Raw genomic sequence first — 19,313 nt, 5'->3', positions numbered from 1 at the left:
CCGGGGGCGGCGCTTCGGCGGGTGCTGCGCCTTCCTGAAGTCGTACGTTCCCGTTCCGTGCGGAGTGCACGCGTCGTGCCGCCAGCAGGAGTCGTGCCACCTGCGGGAGCCGTGCCGCCCGCAGGAGCCGGCCCGGGAGCCGGGTCAGGCCCTGCTCTGCCAGTGATAGCGCAGTTCGGGGCGGCCGATCTGGCCGTAGCGGGGCGTACGGGCCGCGCGCCCCGTCGTCACCAGGTGTTCGAGGTAGCGGCGGGCGGTGATCCGGGAGATGCCGACGGCCTCGGCCGCGTTGCCCGAGGACAGGCCGTCCTCGCCGGCGCCCCGCAGGGCCTCGGTGATCAGCTGGAGCGTGGCCTGGCTCAGCCCCTTGGGGAGCGCGGCCGGCTGCGGCGCGCGGAGGGCGGCGAACGCGCGGTCCACCTCCTCCTGCCCGCTGGCCTCGCCCGCGACCGAGCGGAAGTCGGCGTAGCGCGTGAGCCGGTCCCGCAGGGTGGCGAACGTGAACGGCTTCAGGACGTACTGCACGACGCCCAGCGACACCCCTTCCCGTACGACCGTGAGGTCGCGCGCCGAGGTCACGGCTATGACGTCGGCGGTGTGCCCGGCCGTGCGCAGGGAGCGCAGCAGCTGCAGGCCGTGCCCGTCGGGGAGGAAGAGGTCGAGCAGCAGCAGGTCGACGGGCGTGCGCTTGAGGAAGTGCGAGGCGTCGCCCAGGGAGTGCGCGATCCCGGCCACGGCGAAGCCGGGCACGCGGCCGACGTAGAGGGCGTGCGCGTCGGCGGCGACGGGGTCGTCCTCGACGACGAGGACGCGGATGGGCCGCGGGGCGGTGTCGGGTCTGCTCATGAGGGCGCTCCGGTCCGTACGGCGGGGGTCGGCGGCGGGTCCGCGGGGTGGGTGGCGTGCAGGGGAAGCCGTACGGTGAACTCCGCGCCGCCGCCGGGCGAGCCGGTGACGGAGACCGTACCGCCGTTGCGGCGCACGGCCTGCCGGACGAGCGCGAGGCCGAGCCCGCGGCCGTGGGGCGCGCTGCCGGGCGACTTGGTCGACCAGCCGCGCCGGAACACCTCCTCCATGACCTCGGGCGCCACGCCCGCGCCGGTGTCGGTGACGCGCAGCAGCAGCTCGCCGGCGCCGCGGGCGCCGCTTCCGGTCTCCGTGCGCAGGGTGACGGTGACGCGCGCGTGCCGGACCTCCGCCGCGCTGCGGTTGGCCTCCTCGGCGGCGGCGTCCACGGCGTTGTCGACGAGGTTGCCGAGGATGGTGACGAGGTCGCGGGCGGGCAGGCGGGGCGGCAGCAGGCCGTCGTCCACGTGCGTGTCGGGCGCGAGGACGAGCTCGACGCCGCGCTCGTTGGCCTGGGCGGCCTTGCCGAGCAGCAGGGCGGCGAGGACGGGTTCCGCGACGGCGCCGACCACCTCGTCGGTGAGGGCCTGGGCGAGTTCGAGCTCGGCGGTGACGAACTCGACGGCCTCGTCCGCGCGCCCCAGTTCGATCAGGGAGACCACGGCGTGCAGCCGGTTGGCCGCCTCGTGCGCCTGCGAGCGCAGCGCCTCGGCGAAGCCGCGCACGGAGTCCAGCTCGCCGGAGAGCGCCTGGAGTTCGGTGTGGTCGCGCAGGGTGACGACGGTGCCGTGGCGCTCGCCGCCGGAGACGGGCGAGGTGTTGAGGACGACGATGCGGTCGGCGGTCGCGTGGACCTCGTCGACGCGCGGCCCGGCGGCCACGAGGGCGTCCGTGAGGGTGGGCGGCAGGCCCAGGGCGTCGATGCGACGGCCCATCACTTCACCGGTGAGGCCGAGGAGTTCGCGGCCGCCGTCGTTGATGAGGGCGATACGGTGCTGCCCGTCGAGCATCAGCAGGCCCTCGCGCACGGCATGGAGCGTCGCCTCGTGGTAATCGTGCATCCGGCTCAGCTCGGTGGCGTTCATGCCGTGGGTGTGGCGGCGCAGCCGGGCGTTGAGGAGGTACGTGCCCGCCCCGCCGAGGCCGAGCGCGCCCAGGGCGACGAGCAGCAGCCCGAGCAGCTGGCGGCGTATCTCGGCGCTGATCGCGTCGACGGTGATGCCCGCGCTGACCAGTGCGACGGCCCTGCCGCCGTCCATGACCGGCACGACCACCCGGACCGACGGGCCGAGCGTGCCCGTGTACGTCTCGGAGAACGTCTCGCCGCGCAGGGCGGGGCCGGTGTGGCCGAGGTAGCGCTCGCCGATGCGGGCGGGGTCCGGGTGGGTCCAGCGGATGCCGTCCGGGTTCATGATCGTCACGAAGTCGACGCCGGTGTCGCGGCGGACGCGCTCGGCGTACGGCTGGAGCCCGGCGGCCGGGTCGGGCGAGCGGACGGCGTCCCGGACGGACGAGGACGCGGCCACGGCGACCGCCGCCGCGGTCACCTCGCGGCGCGCGGCCTCCTCGGCCTGGCCGCGGTCGGCGACGTACGCGAAGGCCGCGCAGCCGGCCACCACGACGGCGACCAGCACGATCTGCATCGCGAAGAGCTGGCCGGCCAGGCTGCGGGGGCGGCGGATGCGGGGTCTGCGCATGGCGGACAGTGTGCACCGGGCCGCGGCCGTGAACGTAATGCACATAAGGGTGACCACGGTCACAGAGCCGTGCATAGTCGCCGGAGCCCCCTCGTCGGAAGAGCGGGGTGTCCGGAAAACGCCTGGACGTATCCAGACCCCTCCGGACTCATTTGGACAAACCATCCAGGCCTGTTCGGACACGGCCGGGTCGCTTCGGACCCGGCCGGGCGAACCCGGCCGCACCCAGAGCCGCGACGACGAGGAGACCCCCGTGACGGCACAGGCAGCACCACCACCGGCCGGGCGGGCGCCCCGGCGGCCGGACCGGACCCACTACCTCTACCTGGCCGTGATCGCGGCCGTCCTCGCCGGCATCGTGGTCGGCCTCGCGGCGCCGGGCGTCGCGGTCGAGCTCAAGCCGCTCGGCACCGGCTTCGTCAACCTGATCAAGATGATGATCTCGCCGGTCATCTTCTGCACGATCGTGCTCGGCATCGGCTCCGTGCGGAAGGCCGCGAAGGTCGGCGCGGTCGGCGGCCTGGCGCTCGGCTACTTCCTGGTCATGTCGACCGTCGCGCTGGCCATCGGCCTCGTCGTGGGCAACATCCTGGAGCCCGGCAGCGGGCTGCACCTGACCGACGCGCTGCGCCACGCGGGGGCGGCGCAGGCGAAGGGCGGCAGCGAGTCCACGACCCAGTTCCTGCTCGGCATCATCCCGACCACGATGGTCTCCGCCTTCACCGGCGGCCAGGTGCTGCAGACCCTGCTGGTCGCCCTGCTCTCGGGCTTCGCGCTGCAGGCGATGGGCGCGGCGGGCGAGCCGGTGCTGCGCAGCATCGGGCACGTCCAGAAGCTGGTGTTCCGCATCCTCGCCATGATCATGTGGGCGGCGCCGGTGGGCGCGTTCGGCGCCATGGCGGCGGTCGTCGGCGCGACGGGCACCGACGCCCTGAAGTCCCTCGCCGTCATCATGATCGGCTTCTACGTGACGTGCCTGCTGTTCGTCATCGTGGTGCTGGGCACGCTGCTGCGGCTGGTGGCCGGGGTGAACATCTTCGCGCTGCTGAAGTACCTGGGCCGGGAGTTCCTGCTGATCCTCTCGACGTCGTCGTCGGAGTCCGCCCTGCCGCGGCTGATCGCCAAGATGGAGCACCTGGGCGTCAGCAAGCCGGTCGTCGGCATCACCGTGCCCACCGGCTACTCCTTCAACCTCGACGGCACGGCGATCTACCTGACGATGTCGTCGCTGTTCATCGCGGAGGCGATGGGCGAGCCGCTCGCCCTGGGCCAGCAGATCTCCCTGCTCCTCTTCATGATCGTCGCCTCCAAGGGCGCGGCCGGCGTCACCGGCGCGGGCCTCGCCACGCTCGCGGGCGGCCTGCAGTCCCACCGCCCCGAACTCGTCGACGGCGTCGGCCTGATCGTCGGCATCGACCGCTTCATGAGCGAGGCGCGGGCGCTGACGAACTTCGCGGGCAACGCGGTCGCGACGGTCCTCGTCGGCACGTGGACGAAGGAGATCGACAAGGAGCGGGTGGGCGAAGTCCTCGCCGGGCGGGTGCCGTTCGACGAGACGACGCTGGCCGCGGACGGTCATGGGGACGAGTCCCTGCCGGAGCCGCCGAAGGAGGCGGTGGGCGTGCGGGCTTGAGGGTCGGCGCGCGGGCCTGAGTGTCAGAGCCTTCTGCCAGGCTGTAGGGCATGGGGATCACGGAGAACGCGGAGAACACGGGGAACACGGGGACGCCTCCGCAACTGCAGCTGACGATCGACTGCGCGGACCCGCGCAGGATGGTGGCCTTCTGGACGGAGGCACTGGGGTACGTCCCCGAGCCGCCGCCGGAAGGCCACGCCACATGGCGGGAGTACTGGTCGTCCATGGGCGTGCCGGAGGCGGAGCTGGCGGACGGCGCCGGGGAGACCCCCGAGTCGATCGTCGACCCCGCGGGGCGCGGACCGCGAGTGTGGTTCCAGCAGGTCCCGGAGCCGAAGACCACCAAGAACCGTCTCCACCTCGACCTCAAGGTGGGCGGCGGCCGCGGGGTCCCGCTGGAGACCCGTACGGTACGGGTCACGGTGGCCGTGGACCGGCTGACGGCGGCCGGGGCGACGGTGATACGCGTGCTGGACGATCCGGGGCAGGACCACTACGGGGTGGTCCTGCAGGACCCGGAGGGCAACGAGTTCTGCGTGGCGTGAGCGCGGCCCGCGGCCGTGGCATGAGTGCGGGCGGCGGGCGTGGTACGAGCGCGGCCGTGGCATGGCATGCTCGCAGCATGATCACACCGCCTGACGGCCTGCCCGTCTACCGCGTCCTGACCGGCCCGGACGACTCCGCCTTCTGCCACCGCGTGAGCGAGATGCTGGCCTTGGGCTACCGGCTCCACGAGGGCCCTTCGGTGACGTTCGACGGGGAACGCGTCATCGTCGCCCAAGCCGTCATCTGGGGCGAGCAGCAGCCGTAGCCCGGGAACGGCAAGCGCCGCAGGGGCGTTGGGCAGGCATGGTGATGATGGCGGGCTTGCTGTGCATGACCGTGCTGGTGATCGTGCCGTTCACATTGGCATCGGCCCGGTACGTGGTGCTGCGTTCGGGCCGTCCGGCCTGGCTGCGGCGCCGCCTGGCCGCGCGCCCGCCGCACGGCGGGATGGGCCTGGGAGCCACGGTGACCGAGGAACTGCACGCGTTCTTCAACGCCAACAAGCGCGTGACGATGGAACAGCGCCGGGTCCAGTTGGTCCTGCGGGACGACACCCAGGACGGCGCCCCGCCGCGGATGGGCGTCGATCTGGACGCGGGGACGGCGGTGGTGCGGCGGCGGGCGCCGAAACCGTAGCCGGGAAAGCTCGCGCGCCCAGGGATCCACCGGAGCTCCTGCGGGAATCCACGACGTGAGGGGTTCGTCTCCGTACCCCTTGTGCGGCCCCGCACTCCCCCGCCCCGCCCGGAGGTGCCATGCGCCCGCTCCTCGCCCGCCGCACCCGCCGGCGGCTGGCCGCCGACGCCGCGCTGCTCGTCGTCCTCGCGGCCTTCTCCGTACCGCTCGTGTGGCTGCTGCTCGCGTCCGTGGACCAGGAGGCGGGGCTCGCCGTACGGGTGCCGGAAAGAGCGACGACAGAGAACTTCTCCGCGGTGCTGACCGACGAGATCACCTTCACGCCCATGCTCAACAGCCTGCTGCTCTGCGGAGCCGCCACGGCCGTGACGATCGTGTGCGCGGCGCTCGCGGCGTACCCGCTGTCGCGCTTCCGGTCCCGGCTGAACCGGCCGTATCTGCTCGGGGTGCTGTTCACGACCTGCCTGCCCGTGACGGCGGTCATGGTGCCGGTCTACGGCCTCTTCGTACGCGTCGACCTCATCGACACCCTGTACGGCACGGCCCTCTTCATGGCCGCCGCCCAACTCCCCTTCGCCATCTGGCTCATGAAGAACTTCATGGACGACATCCCGGCCGTGCTGGAGGAAGCGGCCTGGACGGACGGCGCGAGCCGGATGCAGGCGCTGGTGCGGGTCATCCTGCCGCTGATGGGGCCGGGTGTCGGGGTCGTCGCGATCTACTGCTTCGCCTTGTCGTGGGGCAACTTCTTCGTTCCCTTCATGCTGCTGCTCTCCCCCGACCAGCTCCCGGCGTCCGTCAGCATCTTCACGTTCTTCGGCGACTTCGGGCAGGTGGCGTACGGGCAGCTCGCGGCGTTCTCGATCCTGTATTCGACGCCGGTGATCCTGATGTACGCGCTGATCGCCCGGCGGGTGGGAGGCGGCTTCGCGCTGGGGGCAGCGGTCAAGGGCTGACACCGGCCGGATCCGTACGGCGGGCCGTTACCTCACCATTCGCCGGGAGTTGTTCCCAGGGAAAGTCTTGGCCGGGCGGCAGGGAGGTACGGGTGTTAACGGAAGCACTGGAAGGGCTGGCGGCCGCGGGCGGCTCCGCGGTGGTGGGAGCGGCGGCGACGGACGCCTGGAACACGGCGCGGGCCGGCGTCGCACGGCTGCTCGGCCGCGGGGACTCGGGCCGGGAGCGGTACGCGATCGAACGGCTCGACCGCACCGCGACCGAGATCGAACAGGCCGCCGACGGGATGCGGCAGCAGCTGCGCGACAAGTTGCGCGGGCGCTGGACCGGTCGGCTGGAGATCCTCCTGGAAGAACACCCCGAGGCGGCGGACGAGCTCCGCGAACTGATCGAACGCGTACGCGCCGAGCTGCCGCGGGCGCGGGAGTCGTGGGTGCAGAACAACACCGCCGAGGCGGGCGGGATCCAGTACATCACCCAGGGCGGCGACATCAATGTCGGCCGCGGCGGCCGGAGTGGTGACTGAGGGCCGGGATGAGCGACCAACCGCCCGGCGGCGCGCAGGACAACACCGCTCGCGAGAGCGGGACTCAATACATCACGCAGAGCGGCGACATCAATGTCTATCCGCCGCAGGGCAAGAGGCGGTTCGCAAGGCGGCCGGTCCTCGTCGCGGCCGCCGCGGCCGTCACGGCCGCGGCCACGGTGATCACTCTGGCTTTGCGGCTTCCTTCGGAGCCGGACCGGACGAGCACGGCCGGGACGCCCGCGCATTCCGCGCCGCCTGTGCAGCCGGTGTCCCCCAGGGCGTCGGCGGACAACCGGGCTTCTTCCGTACCGGAACCCAGGGTGACACCGAGCGTGTCCGCGACCCCGGCCCTGGCCCCGGAAAAGGAACCGGCACCCGAGCCCCGCACGGAAGAAACCCCGCGCGCAGCAGCACGCCAGGAATCGTGGAGCGACTCCTATCCGGACGGCACGGTATGCGCTGCCGGGGACCGCTGGACGCAGGTGCCCGGGATGACGGGCGTCGACTTCCAGGCCTGCACGTACGCGAAGAGCTACGCCGGCAACGCACAGTTCGGCGTCAAAGTGCGCAACACCGGCAGCCGGCAAGTGGCTGTCGCGGTGTGGGTCGAGTACTGGATGACCGCGCATCGGTACGACTGCTCGACGCCGTTCCCTCAGGACCATGTCGTGATCGCCCCGGGCACGACTTGGTCCAGCCAGCTGCGGAACTGCATCCGCGGCCTCAAGGGGGAGACGCGCCGCGTGCAGGCCTACGCGGGGGTGTCGGAGGAAGGCGGGAATCCCCGGTACGCCCGGCTCACGCCCTCACGCGGAATCGACGTCTACGCGGACGGCCGCGCGGTCCCCGTCCCGTACACCGGCTGAAAGCGTCACTTGCCGAGGTCGAGCACCATCACGTCATGAAGCACGGCCCCCCTCCCACGGGCGCGCCTCGTCGAGGGCTCGACAGTGACTCGTTGCTCCTTCATACAGGCTCCCCGCTCGCGCCTCGGGTGACGCCCTCCGCCACTGTCAGCGCCGGAATCCGCCGTCGCGTACCGCGGTCACGAACGAAGACCACGCTCCTGGTCCCAGTGTCAGCACCGGGCCGCCGGATATCTTCGAGTCCCGGAGGGGCACGATCCCGTGGGCGGTGGCGAGGGCGGGGGCCCATTCGATGCAACCGCCGCCTTCAGGACCGCTGTAGCTGGACTTCACCCACTCCACTCCGGGGAGGGCGAGGTGAGCGTTCATGAGGGTGCCTCCATTGCAGCTCGGATGAAGCCCGCCGACTTGCGTGGCGACAAGGCGTAGGCCCTCAGTAGATCGTAGGACCGACGGTGAGCACTGACGGCCTCCGGATCTTCGATCAGCAAGCCAGTGGCGATGCTCTCCACGTAGGCGACGCTCGTATCGTCGTCGAGCGTCATCAGCGTCAGCGTGCCGCCGCTAACCAGGGCATGTTCCCCGTGTTCGAACGGTAGAACCTGAACAGTCGTCCTGGCGGTGTCCACAAGCTCCGCCAGAGCGGCCAGTTGGGCCCGCATGACAGTGGGACCTCCGATAGGCCGCCGGAGCACCATTTCGTCCAGTACCACGGAGAAATACGGCGGCGCCTCACCCCTCAACAGCAGTTGGCGGCTCATCCGTGCCGACACCTTCTCATCGATCTCGTCCGGCGAGGCTTCCGGGTTGCCGACGCGGAAGAGAGCGCGTGCGTAGCCCTCCGTCTGGAGGATGCCCGGCACGAGGCTGCCGGCGTATTCGTCCATCGCCTTGGCCCGCGCCTCAAGCTCCATCCGCCTGCGGAACTTCTCCGGATGGACCTCATGCCGCGCGATCGCGTAAAGCCGCACGAAATGCTCCCCCGTGCCGAAGACCTCGTCCAGCCTCCCCGGCAGATCCGGCGGCGGTACGTGTTCGGCCGTCTCGATGCGCGCCAGGTGGCTGCGGCTGTAGCAGACGACCTCGGCGAGCTTCTCCAGCGTCATGCCCGCCGCTTCCCGTCGGTGCCTGAGGTCGGCGCCGAAGAGGTGGCGGGCGGACCGGTCCGGTGTCAGCTTCCGCGGTGGACGCGCCATTCAGGCAACTCCTTTTCTCAAGCACCCGGTTGGGAATTGAACCTCTGGCCGAGCGTAGGTACGGCCCGCGACGCTGGACCTTGCAGACAACGAGCACCCCACCAAGGGGTGAATGTGACGGAGGCAAGTCGCGTGGGCGGACAGCAGCAGCTAGAGCACGGTTACACGCCGGAAGAGGCCCCGGGGCGGCGGCCCGATGACCTTTCGAAGTGGTGCCTGCGGTGCGCCGAGCTCCGCGTGCGTTTCCACGGTGCCGCATGCCTGGGCCGCACCGCGGAGGCCGTCGCGCTGAACGCCGAGTTCCTCCGGCACCAGCAGGTGGTGCACTCGTGACCGCGCTCGCGCCGGAGAGGGACGTCGCCGCCGCCACCCGCATGGCGGCCGGCCGTCTCATCCCCCGCCGCTGCGCGCACCCCGCGCGTTGGGTCCGCTCGTTCGGCGTCGAACGATGCCCCCTCTGCGGCACCGAGCGGCACACGGCCTACGCGGCGCTGCGGATGCCGCTGCCCGACAGGGCGCCCGGCCCGGCATACGGCTGGGGCTGCCCCCGTCTCGGCTCGCCCGGGGCTCGGCCGTCACCCGGACCGTAGCGGCAGCGCGCACGCGAAGACCCCGCCGTCCGTCCGCGAGACGGCGGGGCGCCCCCGCGGCGGGACCGGCCCTGGATGTCCCCCGTGAACCCAGGGCCTTACCCGCTCTTCCCCCCGGCGGGGCCCTGTCCCGAAACAGTTGTGGGGACCGGCCCTCGCCTTGACTGCGGACAGGGGCAACGGTACTAACGGGGCCATCCACCGGCTACTCGCCGAACGCGGCTCCTGTCCCCGATACGCGGACATCCGAGGGAAGCCTCATGACCGAACCACGGGTGGGCCCCGACGCCCCCGGCAACATGCGGACGCTCGTCCTCAGCAATGATCTCGACGAGACCAGGGAGATCATCAGCTCTGCCTACAGTCCTTATCAACTCAGCGTGCTCGGCGATCCCAAGGAGTTCTCCGCGTGGTACGCGGAGGGCGGCTTCCCGGGGATCACGGTGTCGGGGCTGCAGTACGGCGCGGAGACGCTCGTCGCGCCGCAGCCCCTCGACTCGTACCTGCTGGTGTGCCAGCTGGTGCGGGGCCGGGTGCGGGTGATGTCGCCCGGCCGGGAGGAGCGGGTCGTCGGGCCGGGGCAGACGTACGTCCTCGATCCGTACCGCTCCTTCCGAGTGCACTGGTCGCCCGGCGCCCGCATGACGACGCTCCGGCTCGACCGGGAGACCGTGGAGAAGGCGGCGGCGGACGCGCTGGGCGTCGAGGGGCCGTTACGGGCCCGCTTCTCGCTCAACGGCACCACCTCCGCGGCGGCCGCCCGCAGCTGGGCCGGGATCTCGGCCGCGGTGCACCGGGAGGTGCTCGGCGAGGGCGTGGCCCGCAGCAGCCCCCTCGTCGCCGGGCATCTGACGCAGTCGACGGCCGCGATCCTCATGCAGAGCCACGAGCTGATCACCCAGGGCGTGGACGCGCAGCGTCCGGGCGAGGTGGCGCACCCCGCCGTGCGGCGGGCGATGGCGCTGGCGGAGGAGCGCGCGGACCAGCCGCTGACGCTGGCCGATCTCGCGGCGGCGGCCCGGGTGAGCCCGCGCGCGCTGCAGGAGGCGTTCCGCCGGCACGTGGACACCACGCCGCTGGGCTATCTGCGGGAGGTCCGGCTGGGCCGGGTGCACCAGGAGCTGTCGGCGGCCCGCGGGGACGGCGATGTCACCGTGGCCGAAGTCGCCTACCGTTGGGGTTTCAACAATCTCGGCCGCTTCGCCGGGTACTACCAGCGGCGCTACGGGCGCCCGCCCTCCCGCACGCTGCGCGCGTAGTCCCGAGAGGGACGAGTGGGTCCTGAGACGGACGGTGTCCGTCTCAGGGACTACGCGGGCGCCCTCCCCCCTGACCTCCGGGCGTACGGACTTTCCGGCCGTACGGCTGACGCTCGGCGCAGGCCGCGCGCCGAGAATTGGAGGAGTTGATTCCGGCCATTGCGTCCCCGGGAGTTCCCGGCGCGGAGCGGGGGCCGGAGCCCTTCCCCCTACCTCCCGGAGGAGACCCGTGTCCCACGCGGCTGCCTTTCCCACGACCCCCGGCGCTCCCGCCGGCCCGCGCGGCGGCATCGCCGTCGCCGCCCGCGCCACCGGCCTCAGCAAGGTCTACGGGCAGGGCGACACCCGCGTGACGGCGCTGGACGCGGTCTCCGTGGAGTTCCGCCGCGCCGAGTTCACCGCGATCATGGGCCCCTCCGGCTCCGGCAAGTCCACGCTCATGCACTGCATGGCCGGTCTGGACACGATCTCGTCCGGCTCGACCCGGATCGGCGACACCGAGCTGGGCTCGCTGAACGACAAGAGCCTCACGCGGCTCCGCCGGGACAAGATCGGCTTCGTCTTCCAGGCGTTCAACCTGCTCCCGACCCTGACCGCCCTGGAGAACATCACCCTCCCCATGGACATCGCGGGCCGCAAGCCGGACCCGGCCTGGCTGGACATGGTGGTGAGCACGGTGGGCCTCTCCGGCCGCCTCTCGCACCGGCCGAGCCAGCTCTCGGGCGGCCAGCAGCAGCGCGTGGCCGTGGCCCGCGCGCTCACCGCCAAGCCCGAGATCATCTTCGCGGACGAGCCGACCGGCAACCTCGACTCCCGCTCCGGCGCCGAACTCCTGGGCTTCCTGCGCGAGTCCGTGCAGGCCCTGCAGCAGACGATCGTCATGGTCACGCACGACCCCGTCGCCGCCTCGTACGCGGACCGCGTCGTGTTCCTCGCCGACGGCCGGATCGTCGACGAGATGCGCGAGCCGACCGCGGACGCGGTCCTCGACCGCATGAAGGCGTTCGACGCCAAGGGCCGTACGAGCTGACGGCAAGGGCCGTACGAGCTCACGGCCGCCGGACACGAAGACCTCCGGCACTCCGGGCACGACGACTTCCGGCACTCCGGACACGACGACCTCCAGGACTGACGCCACCACCATGTTCCGTACCGCCCTGCGCAACCTCCTCGCGCACAAAACCAGGCTGATGATGACCGCCCTCGCGGTCCTCCTCGGCACCGCCTTCGTCTCCGGCACCCTGATCTTCAGCGACTCCGTCGGCAGCGCCTTCCGCAACAAGATGTCCCGGAGCCTGGACGACGTCGCCGTCTCCGTGACGGAGGGCGGCGGCCGGCCCGGCACGGGCAAGGACAAGCCGGAGAAGCTCGGCGACCGCGCCGTCGAGACCGTGCGCGCCCTCCCCGGCGTCGCCTCCGTCCGCCCCTCCGTCGAGGGCGTGGCCATGATCGCCGATAAGCACAACAACCCCACCGGCGGCGAGTGGGGCAGTGCCGGCGTCAACTACGCGCCCGGCAAGGACGGCAAGGACAGCCGCTACCCGCTGGTCAAGGGACGTGCGCCCGCCGCCGAGGGCGAGATCGCGCTGGACGAGCGGACGGCCGGGAAGACGGGCGCCAAGATCGGCGGCACCGTCCGCATGGCCGTCGACGGACCCGTCCTGGAGAAGAAGCTCGTCGGCATCGTCCGGACGGACAACCCGCGCGTGAGCGCCGGCGGCAGCCTCGCCGTCTTCGACACCGCGACGGCGCAGAAACTCTTCGGCAAGCCGGGCGAGTTCAGCGAGCTCGTGGTGTCCGCGACGCCCGGCACCGACAAGGACAAGCTGACCGCGGAGGTCCGCAAGGCGCTGCCGGCGACCTTCGAGGCGCAGAGCGGCGCCAAGCTGGCGGCCGAGCAGTCCAAGATGATCGACGAGCAGACCCGGTCGATCCGTACGACGTTCCTGGTCTTCGCCGGCATCTCCCTCTTCGTCGGCGTCTTCATCATCGCCAACACCTTCACCATGCTCATCGCCCAGCGCACCCGTGAGATCGCGCTGCTGCGGGCCGTGGGCGCCTCCCGCCGCCAGGTGGTGCGCTCGGTGCTCGCCGAGGCCGGACTGCTGGGCCTGATCGCCTCCGCGCTGGGCCTGGGGCTGGGCCTCGGGGTCGCCGTCCTGCTGCCGGAGCTCCTCAACGCCAACGGGGCGCACCTGCCCGACGGACCGCTCGTGATCAAGGCTCCGGCCGTGCTGAGCGCCCTCGCGGTCGGCGTCGTCGTGACCGTGCTCGCCGCCTGGCTGCCCTCGCGCAAGGCCGCGCGGATCGCCCCGGTCGAGGCACTGTCCTCCGGGGACCAGCCTCCGGCGCCGCGCAGCCTGGTCGTCCGCAACTGCATCGGCGCCGTGCTCACCGCACTCGGCGTGGCCTCCCTGCTCTACACGACCACGTTCCGCGACCGCAGCGGCCTGACCTACGCCATGGCCGGCTCGGCCCTCACGCTCACGGGCGTCATCGTCCTGGCCCCGCTGCTGTCGCGGCCGTTCGTCCGGCTCTTCGGGAAGCTCACCGCCCGCTTCTCCGGCGTCAGCGGCAAGCTCGCCAAGGAGAACGCCCTGCGCAACCCGCGCCGCACGGCCGCCACCGCCTCCGCGCTGATGATCGGCCTCACGCTGATCACCGGCCTGACCGTGAGCGCGGTCTCGGCGAACGAGGGCGTGGGCCGGATGGGCAAGCAGGACCTGACCGCCGACTACCAGGTCAAGTCCTCCAGCTACCTCGGCCTCGCGCCGGAGGTCGGCAAGAAGCTCGCCGCCCAGCCCGGCATCGCCGCGGCCGTCCCGCTGCGCATGTCCGGCTTCCAGTCGGACGGGCAGCCGTCCCTGGCCGTCGCCACCGACCCGTCGTCGATCGCCAAGGTGACCTACCTGCGCGTCACTTCGGGCTCGCTCGCCGACGTGCGCGGCACCGGGGCCGTCGCCGTCTCCGAGTCGTACGCGAAGAAGCACGGCCTGAAGACCGGCTCCACGCTGCCCATGGAGTTCTACGACGGCAAGCGGGCCGCGCCGAAGGTCGTGGCCGTCCACGCCGACAACGACGTGCTCGGCGACGTCCTCACCGCGCCCGCCCTCGTCGACCCGCACCAGGAGAAGGTGCGCGACGACTCGGTGCTCGTGAAGGCGGAGCCCGGCGAGGCCGCCGGCCTGCGCGAGAAGATCAAGGACGCGTTCGGCGGCAACCCGATCATCAAGGTGGAGTCGCCGGAGGACCTGCGCCGCGCCGAGTCCGGGAACATCGACCCGATCCTCAACCTCGCCTACGGCCTGCTCGGCATGGCCGTCGTCATCGCCGTCCTCGGCGTCGTCAACACGCTCGCCATGTCCGTCTTCGAGCGGACCCGCGAGATCGGGATGCTGCGCGCGATCGGTCTGGCCCGCCGCGAGGTCAAGCGGATGGTCCGGCTGGAGTCCGTGATGATCGCGATGTTCGGCGCGGTGCTGGGCGTCGGCACCGGCATCTTCGTCGCCTGGGCCGGGGGCCACCTGCTGCGGTCGTCCTTCCCGCAGTACGAGATGGTCGTGCCGTGGGCGCGGATCGCGGTCTTCCTGCTGCTGGCCCTGGCGGTCGGCGTGCTGGCCGCGGTCTGGCCGGCCCGCAGGGCGGCGAAGCTCAACATGCTGGAGTCGATCGGGGCGCAGTAGCCTCCCGGGCCCCGCGGGGGCCACTCACCTCCAGGTAAGTGCCCACCTTTTTGTGCGTACTTGGCGTGGCGCGCCCCATCAGGAACTCTGATGGAGGCGCGCCACAGCCGTTTTCGCACCGCACATCTGGAGCTTTCCGCACATGAGCACCTCGCCTGCCCCTGCTTCCGCCTCCCCTGTCACCGTCCTCGGCCTGGGCGCCATGGGCACGGCCCTGGCCACCGCGTTCCTGACGAACGGCCACCCCACCACGGTGTGGAACCGAACCGCCGCACGGGCTGACGCCCTGCTCCCCCTCGGCGCGGTGCGTGCCGAAGACGTCGCGGAGGCCGTGGAAGCAAGCGAACTGGTGATCACGTGCCTGCTCGACTACGCCTCCGTGCACGAGGTCCTGGACCCGGTGGCCGGCCGGCTGAAGGGCCGCACCCTGGTCAACCTCACCAACGGCACGCCGGCGCAGGCCCGCGAGACGGCCGCGTGGGCGGCCGGGCACGGGATCACGTACCTGGACGGCGGCATCATGGCCGTGCCCCCGGGCATCGGCACGGAGCAGGCGTTCGTCCTCTACAGCGGGCCGCGGGAGGCCTTCGACGCGCACCTGCCGGTGCTGGAGCGCCTGGGCGCGGCGCACTTCGCGGGCGTCGACGCGGGGCTGGCGGCGCTGCTCGACATCGCGCTGCTGAGCGGGATGTACGGGATGTTCGCCGGCGTCTTCCACGCCCTGGCGCTGGTGGGCACGGAGGAGGTGCCGGCGGAGGAGTTCGCGCCGATGCTGAGCGGCTGGATCGGGGCGATGGCGACGGGCATCCCGCACTACGCCCGGCAGATCGGGTCCCGCGAGTACGCGGACGGGGTGGTGTCCAACGTGGCGATGCAGTCGGCCGCGTTCGGCAACCTCATGCAGGCCGCGGAGGACCAGGGCCTCAGCCCGGAGCTGATCGCCCCGATGCAGTCGCTGATGGCCCGCCGGGTGGCCGGGGGCCACGGCCACGAGGACGTCACGGGCATCGTGGAACTGCTGCGAAAGCAGGCGTGAGGGACGCCGGGAGGACTGCCCGGCGGGAGGGCCGGGGGCGCAGGGGCAGGGGTCCGGGACGCTGACGTGTATTTGCGGGGGCGACGCGGGGCGACGCAACGGTTCGGTGGGCCCGTAAATATACGGTCCCGGACCCCTGCCCCGGAGCCCCCGGCCCGGCACCGGCCACAACACCGCAAGCCGCACACGACGAGGCCCCCGCCGACTACAGGTCGGCGGGGGCCTCGTCATCAGCCTCGTCGTCAGCCTTGAAAGGCCTGAAAAGGCGGAGAAGGGCGCGTCAGAAGACCGACTCCGCCTCATCCATCCGGCTCTCCGGCACCCGCTTCAGCTCGGTGACCGCGTCAGCGATCGGCACCATCTTGATGTCCGTGCCCTTCAGCGCGGTCATCTTGCCGAAGTCCCCACGGTGCGCGGCCTCGACCGCGTGCCACCCGAAGCGAGTGGCGAGAACACGGTCGTACGCAGTCGGCGTACCGCCACGCTGCACGTGGCCGAGGATGACCGGGCGGGCCTCCTTGCCCAGGCGCCGCTCCAGCTCGGTGGCGAGCTTGGTGCCGATGCCGGCGAAGCGCTCGTGGCCGAACTGGTCTATGGCGCCCTTGGCGTACTCCATGGAGCCTTCGGCGGGGTGGGCGCCCTCGGCGACGCAGATGACGGCGAACTTCTTGCCGCGGGAGAACCGCTCCTCGACCATCTTCACGAGGTCGTCGACCTCGAAGGCCCGCTCGGGCAGGCAGATGCCGTGGGCGCCGCCGGCCATGCCGGACTCCAGGGCGATCCAGCCGGCGTGGCGGCCCATGACCTCGACGACCATCACCCGCTGGTGGGACTCGGCGGTGGTCTTGAGCCGGTCGATGGCCTCCGTGGCGACGCCGACGGCGGTGTCGAAGCCGAAGGTGCGGTCCGTGGAGGAGATGTCGTTGTCGATGGTCTTGGGGACGCCGACGACGGGCAGGCCCGCGTCCGACAGCATCCGGGCCGCGGTGAGCGTGCCCTCGCCGCCGATGGGGATGAGGACGTCGATGCCGTACTCGCGGGCGAGCTCCTTGGAGCTCTCGCAGGCCTCGCGGAGGCGGGCGCGCTCCAGGCGGGAGGAGCCGAGGATGGTGCCGCCGCGGGCCAGGATGCCGCTGACCGCTTCAAGGTCGAGCTTGCGGTGCCGGCCGTCGAGCAGGCCCTTGAAGCCGTCTTCGAAGCCGATGACCTCGTCGCCGTGGCCGACGACCGCGCGGTGCACAACCGAGCGGATGACAGCGTTCAGGCCGGGGCAGTCGCCGCCTGCGGTGAGAACTCCGATGCGCATCGCGTGCTGTGTCTCCTGCTCTGGGGTCCCCCCTACCGAGGGTAAGGGGATGGTACATGTGAGCCGGGCCGATTGTTTCACGGTCCGACGGGTACCGGCACACACCCGTACGGGCGCCGGTCCGGGACCTCCGCTCCCATGGCGCGGTCCCGGACGCTGACGCGCGCCTTATCCAGGGGCGCAGGTATTGTCAAGAGGTCAAGCCCACCATAACGGGTAATTTTTAAGGCGTGGAATACGGCGTGGAACACGCCGGAGCACACCGAAGTGCAGACCGCAGAACAAACCGAAGAACACGGCGATGGAGCAAGGAGAGCACGCGTGACGCGCAGCGTGTACGTGACCGGTACCGACCGGGGCGACGGGCGCCAGGTCATCGAGCTGGGAGTCATGGAGCTCCTCACCCGGCAGGTGGACCGGGTGGGCGTCTTCCGCCCGCTCGTGCACGGCGACGGGCCGGACCGCCTCTTCGACCTGCTGCGGTCCCGCTACCGCCTCGGCCAGTCCGCCGAGTCCGTGTACGGCATGAGCTACGGCGAGGCCTCCGCGCTGCAGGCCGAGCGGGGCACGGACGAGCTGGTCTCGCGGCTGGTCGAGCGCTTCCACGCGGTGGCCCGCGAGTACGAGTACGTGCTGGTGCTCGGCACGGACTACGTCGGCTCGACGCTCCCCGACGAGCTCGCGCTCAACGCCCGCCTCGCCAACGAGTTCGGCGCCTCGGTGATCACGGTCGTCGGCGGCCAGGACCAGACGGCGGAGTCCGTCCGGGCGGAGGCCCGCAACGCCTACCGCGCCTACGAGGCCCTGGGCTGCGACGTCGTCGCCCTGGTCGTGAACCGGGTGGCCCCGGCCGACCGCGAGGCCGTCGGCGAGCGCCTCTCGGCGAGCCTGCCGGTCCCCTGCTACACGCTCCCCGAGGAGGCCGGGCTGTCCGCGCCGACCGTGGCGCAGATCGTCCGCAAGCTGGGCGCCGAGGTGCTGCTCGGCGACGACGCGGGGCTCTCCCGCGACGCCAAGGACTTCGTCTTCGGCGGCGCCATGCTGCCGGTCTTCCTGCCCGCGCTGACCGAGGGCTGCCTGGTCGTGACCCCGGGCGACCGCGTGGACCTGATCGTCGGCGCCCTCGCCGCGCACAGCGCCGGCGCCCCGCCGATAGCCGGCGTGCTGCTGACCCTGGACGAGAAGCCGGGCCCGGACATCCTGGCCCTCGCGGACCGGCTGGCCCCGGGCACCCCGGTGGTGTCGGTGCCGGGCGGCTCCTTCCCGACCGCGGCCGAGCTGTTCGCGATCGAGGGCAAGCTGGACGCGTTCTCGCCGCGCAAGGCGGAGACGGCGCTCGGCCTGTTCGAGCGGCACGTGGACACCGCGGAGCTCACCAACCGCATCGCCGTGGCCCGCTCCAGCCGCGTCACCCCGATGATGTTCGAGCACGAGCTGATCGAGCGCTCCCGCTCGGCCCGCCGCCGCATCGTCCTGCCGGAGGGCACCGAGGAGCGCGTGCTGCGCGCCGCCGACGTGGTGCTGCGCCGCGACATCTGCGACCTCACGCTGCTGGGCGAGGAGGGCGCGATCCGCAAGCGCGCCGGCGAGCTGGGCATCGACCTGGCCGCGGCGCAGATCATCGACCCGCAGAGCTCCCCGCTGCGCGAGCGCTTCGCCGAGATCTACGCCAAGGCCCGCGCCCACAAGGGCATGACCGTCGAGCTCGCGCACGACGTGGTCACCGACGTCTCCTACTTCGGCACGCTGATGGTCCAGGAGGGCCTGGCCGACGGCATGGTGTCCGGCGCGGTGCACTCCACCGCCGCCACCATCCGCCCCGCCTTCGAGATCATCAAGACGGCGCCGGGCGCCCAGATCGTCTCGTCCGTCTTCTTCATGTGCCTGGCCGACCGGGTGCTGGTCTACGGCGACTGCGCGGTCAACCCCGACCCGAACGCCGAGCAGCTCGCGGACATCGCCATCCAGTCCGCCACGACCGCCGCGCAGTTCGGCGTGGAGCCGCGGATCGCGATGCTGTCGTACTCCACCGGCACCTCCGGCTCCGGCGCGGACGTCGACAAGGTCCGCAAGGCCACCGAGATCGTCCGCGAGCGCCGCCCCGACCTGCTGGTCGAGGGCCCGATCCAGTACGACGCCGCCGTGGACGCCGCGGTCGCCAAGACCAAGCTGCCCGGCTCGGAGGTGGCCGGCAAGGCCACCGTGCTGATCTTCCCCGACCTCAACACCGGCAACAACACCTACAAGGCCGTCCAGCGCTCGGCCGGCGCCGTGGCCGTCGGCCCGGTCCTGCAGGGCCTGCGCAAGCCCGTCAACGACCTCTCCCGCGGCGCCCTGGTGCAGGACATCGTGACCACGGTCGCGATCTCCGCCATCCAGGCCCAGGGCGAGCGCCGCGACGGAACCGCGCCGGACGCGCCCGCCGTCTGACGCCCGTGGGCCGTACGGGACCGCCGCCCGGTCCCGTACGGCCCGGCCCCCCACTCCCGACGTAGACGTAGACGTACGAGACCCCCACACACCGGAAAGC

Annotated in this window: 19 protein-coding genes; 14 read left to right on the top strand and 5 right to left on the bottom strand. The window is 71.9% G+C overall.

Going from position 1 to position 19,313, the window contains the following annotated elements:
* Positions 1 to 144 precede the first annotated feature (144 nt).
* Complete coding sequence (locus tag B7P34_RS16065) at positions 145 to 846, bottom strand: response regulator (RefSeq protein WP_106677088.1); 702 nt, start codon at positions 844 to 846, stop codon at positions 145 to 147.
* Positions 843 to 2,543 carry a sensor histidine kinase gene (locus B7P34_RS16060; RefSeq protein ID WP_106677086.1) on the bottom strand — a complete coding sequence of 567 codons (1,701 nt, stop codon included), beginning with the start codon at positions 2,541 to 2,543 and terminating at the stop codon, positions 843 to 845. The genes B7P34_RS16065 and B7P34_RS16060 overlap by 4 nt, the downstream gene beginning before the upstream one ends.
* A gap of 253 nt (positions 2,544 to 2,796) precedes the next feature.
* On the opposite strand from B7P34_RS16060, the gene B7P34_RS16055 reads away from it, so the two are divergent.
* From B7P34_RS16055 to B7P34_RS16020, 7 genes are all read left to right on the top strand, one after another.
* Entirely contained in the window at positions 2,797 to 4,176 is a 1,380-nt protein-coding gene (locus B7P34_RS16055) for a cation:dicarboxylate symporter family transporter (protein WP_106677085.1), read from the top strand.
* 50 nt (positions 4,177 to 4,226) lie between these two features.
* Positions 4,227 to 4,724: a VOC family protein gene (locus tag B7P34_RS16050; protein WP_106677083.1), complete on the top strand. Its 498-nt coding sequence runs from the start codon at positions 4,227 to 4,229 to the stop codon at positions 4,722 to 4,724.
* A 77-nt stretch (positions 4,725 to 4,801) separates the two neighbouring features.
* Positions 4,802 to 4,990 (top strand): DUF1737 domain-containing protein, encoded by a 189-nt coding sequence (locus B7P34_RS16045; RefSeq protein ID WP_106677081.1) that lies wholly within the window; start codon positions 4,802 to 4,804, stop codon positions 4,988 to 4,990.
* Between the two features lie 38 nt (positions 4,991 to 5,028).
* Positions 5,029 to 5,361: a DUF6191 domain-containing protein gene (locus B7P34_RS16040; protein WP_106677079.1), complete on the top strand. Its 333-nt coding sequence runs from the start codon at positions 5,029 to 5,031 to the stop codon at positions 5,359 to 5,361.
* Positions 5,362 to 5,480: 119 nt separating this feature from the next.
* Positions 5,481 to 6,317: a carbohydrate ABC transporter permease gene (locus B7P34_RS16035; protein ID WP_106677078.1), complete on the top strand. Its 837-nt coding sequence runs from the start codon at positions 5,481 to 5,483 to the stop codon at positions 6,315 to 6,317.
* Positions 6,318 to 6,409: 92 nt separating this feature from the next.
* Positions 6,410 to 6,844: a hypothetical protein gene (locus B7P34_RS16030; protein ID WP_106677076.1), complete on the top strand. Its 435-nt coding sequence runs from the start codon at positions 6,410 to 6,412 to the stop codon at positions 6,842 to 6,844.
* A gap of 335 nt (positions 6,845 to 7,179) precedes the next feature.
* On the top strand, positions 7,180 to 7,713 hold the full coding sequence (locus tag B7P34_RS16020; RefSeq protein ID WP_146166831.1) for a hypothetical protein: 534 nt from the start codon (positions 7,180 to 7,182) through the stop codon (positions 7,711 to 7,713).
* 147 nt (positions 7,714 to 7,860) lie between these two features.
* On the opposite strand, the gene B7P34_RS16015 is transcribed toward B7P34_RS16020, so the two are convergent.
* Together B7P34_RS16015 and B7P34_RS16010 are read right to left on the bottom strand one after the other, a co-directional pair.
* A complete protein-coding gene (locus B7P34_RS16015; protein ID WP_106677069.1) occupies positions 7,861 to 8,082 on the bottom strand; it encodes a DUF397 domain-containing protein in 222 nt (73 codons plus the stop codon).
* Positions 8,079 to 8,909, bottom strand: coding sequence for a helix-turn-helix domain-containing protein (locus B7P34_RS16010; RefSeq protein WP_106677067.1), 831 nt, complete (start codon positions 8,907 to 8,909; stop codon positions 8,079 to 8,081). The genes B7P34_RS16015 and B7P34_RS16010 overlap by 4 nt, the downstream gene beginning before the upstream one ends.
* A 114-nt stretch (positions 8,910 to 9,023) precedes the next feature.
* Here B7P34_RS16010 and B7P34_RS16005 point away from each other — a divergent pair, with 114 nt between their 5' ends.
* The 6 genes from B7P34_RS16005 to B7P34_RS15985 all read left to right on the top strand — a co-directional run bounded on the left by B7P34_RS16005 (position 9,024) and on the right by B7P34_RS15985 (position 15,477).
* Positions 9,024 to 9,242, top strand: coding sequence for a hypothetical protein (locus B7P34_RS16005; protein WP_146166830.1), 219 nt, complete (start codon positions 9,024 to 9,026; stop codon positions 9,240 to 9,242).
* The gene (locus B7P34_RS39720; RefSeq protein ID WP_353620246.1) at positions 9,167 to 9,499 is read left to right on the top strand and encodes a DUF6255 family natural product biosynthesis protein; all 333 of its coding nucleotides are present in this window, start codon (positions 9,167 to 9,169) and stop codon (positions 9,497 to 9,499) included. Before B7P34_RS16005 ends, B7P34_RS39720 begins: the two co-directional genes overlap by 76 nt.
* A 260-nt stretch (positions 9,500 to 9,759) precedes the next feature.
* Positions 9,760 to 10,758: an AraC family transcriptional regulator gene (locus B7P34_RS16000; RefSeq protein WP_223267902.1), complete on the top strand. Its 999-nt coding sequence runs from the start codon at positions 9,760 to 9,762 to the stop codon at positions 10,756 to 10,758.
* Positions 10,759 to 10,987: 229 nt separating this feature from the next.
* Positions 10,988 to 11,788 carry an ABC transporter ATP-binding protein gene (locus B7P34_RS15995; RefSeq protein ID WP_189382819.1) on the top strand — a complete coding sequence of 267 codons (801 nt, stop codon included), beginning with the start codon at positions 10,988 to 10,990 and terminating at the stop codon, positions 11,786 to 11,788.
* A 112-nt stretch (positions 11,789 to 11,900) separates the two neighbouring features.
* Positions 11,901 to 14,441 carry an ABC transporter permease gene (locus tag B7P34_RS15990; RefSeq protein ID WP_106677063.1) on the top strand — a complete coding sequence of 847 codons (2,541 nt, stop codon included), beginning with the start codon at positions 11,901 to 11,903 and terminating at the stop codon, positions 14,439 to 14,441.
* A gap of 142 nt (positions 14,442 to 14,583) precedes the next feature.
* The gene (locus B7P34_RS15985) at positions 14,584 to 15,477 is read left to right on the top strand and encodes an NAD(P)-dependent oxidoreductase (protein WP_106677061.1); all 894 of its coding nucleotides are present in this window, start codon (positions 14,584 to 14,586) and stop codon (positions 15,475 to 15,477) included.
* A gap of 280 nt (positions 15,478 to 15,757) precedes the next feature.
* On the opposite strand, the gene B7P34_RS15980 is transcribed toward B7P34_RS15985, so the two are convergent.
* Positions 15,758 to 16,783, bottom strand: coding sequence for an ATP-dependent 6-phosphofructokinase (locus B7P34_RS15980; protein WP_106677059.1), 1,026 nt, complete (start codon positions 16,781 to 16,783; stop codon positions 15,758 to 15,760).
* A gap of 321 nt (positions 16,784 to 17,104) precedes the next feature.
* On the opposite strand from B7P34_RS15980, the gene pta reads away from it, so the two are divergent.
* Positions 17,105 to 19,213 carry a phosphate acetyltransferase gene (gene pta, locus B7P34_RS15975; protein ID WP_106677058.1) on the top strand — a complete coding sequence of 703 codons (2,109 nt, stop codon included), beginning with the start codon at positions 17,105 to 17,107 and terminating at the stop codon, positions 19,211 to 19,213.
* Positions 19,214 to 19,313: the final 100 nt, after the last annotated feature.

The sequence above is a fragment of the Streptosporangium nondiastaticum genome (genome assembly GCF_003011965.1).
Classification (GTDB): domain Bacteria; phylum Actinomycetota; class Actinomycetes; order Streptomycetales; family Streptomycetaceae; genus Streptomyces; species Streptomyces nondiastaticus.
This window is presented reverse-complemented; position numbering and strand designations above follow the sequence as displayed.

Bases quoted from the DNA above. Each gene is read 5' to 3' on its own strand.
- B7P34_RS39720 (WP_353620246.1), top strand. From the start codon at position 9,167: ATGCCTGGGCCGCACCGCGGAGGCCGTCGCGCTGAACGCCGAGTTCCT.
- B7P34_RS16050 (WP_106677083.1), top strand. From the start codon at position 4,227: ATGGGGATCACGGAGAACGCGGAGAACACGGGGAACACGGGGACGCCT.
- B7P34_RS15985 (WP_106677061.1), top strand. From the start codon at position 14,584: ATGAGCACCTCGCCTGCCCCTGCTTCCGCCTCCCCTGTCACCGTCCTC.
- B7P34_RS16045 (WP_106677081.1), top strand. From the start codon at position 4,802: ATGATCACACCGCCTGACGGCCTGCCCGTCTACCGCGTCCTGACCGGC.
- B7P34_RS15980 (WP_106677059.1), bottom strand. From the start codon at position 16,783: ATGCGCATCGGAGTTCTCACCGCAGGCGGCGACTGCCCCGGCCTGAAC.
- B7P34_RS16040 (WP_106677079.1), top strand. From the start codon at position 5,029: ATGGTGATGATGGCGGGCTTGCTGTGCATGACCGTGCTGGTGATCGTG.
- B7P34_RS16060 (WP_106677086.1), bottom strand. From the start codon at position 2,543: ATGCGCAGACCCCGCATCCGCCGCCCCCGCAGCCTGGCCGGCCAGCTC.
- B7P34_RS16015 (WP_106677069.1), bottom strand. From the start codon at position 8,082: ATGAACGCTCACCTCGCCCTCCCCGGAGTGGAGTGGGTGAAGTCCAGC.
- B7P34_RS16000 (WP_223267902.1), top strand. From the start codon at position 9,760: ATGACCGAACCACGGGTGGGCCCCGACGCCCCCGGCAACATGCGGACG.
- B7P34_RS16010 (WP_106677067.1), bottom strand. From the start codon at position 8,909: ATGGCGCGTCCACCGCGGAAGCTGACACCGGACCGGTCCGCCCGCCAC.
- B7P34_RS16035 (WP_106677078.1), top strand. From the start codon at position 5,481: ATGCGCCCGCTCCTCGCCCGCCGCACCCGCCGGCGGCTGGCCGCCGAC.
- B7P34_RS15990 (WP_106677063.1), top strand. From the start codon at position 11,901: ATGTTCCGTACCGCCCTGCGCAACCTCCTCGCGCACAAAACCAGGCTG.
- B7P34_RS16065 (WP_106677088.1), bottom strand. From the start codon at position 846: ATGAGCAGACCCGACACCGCCCCGCGGCCCATCCGCGTCCTCGTCGTC.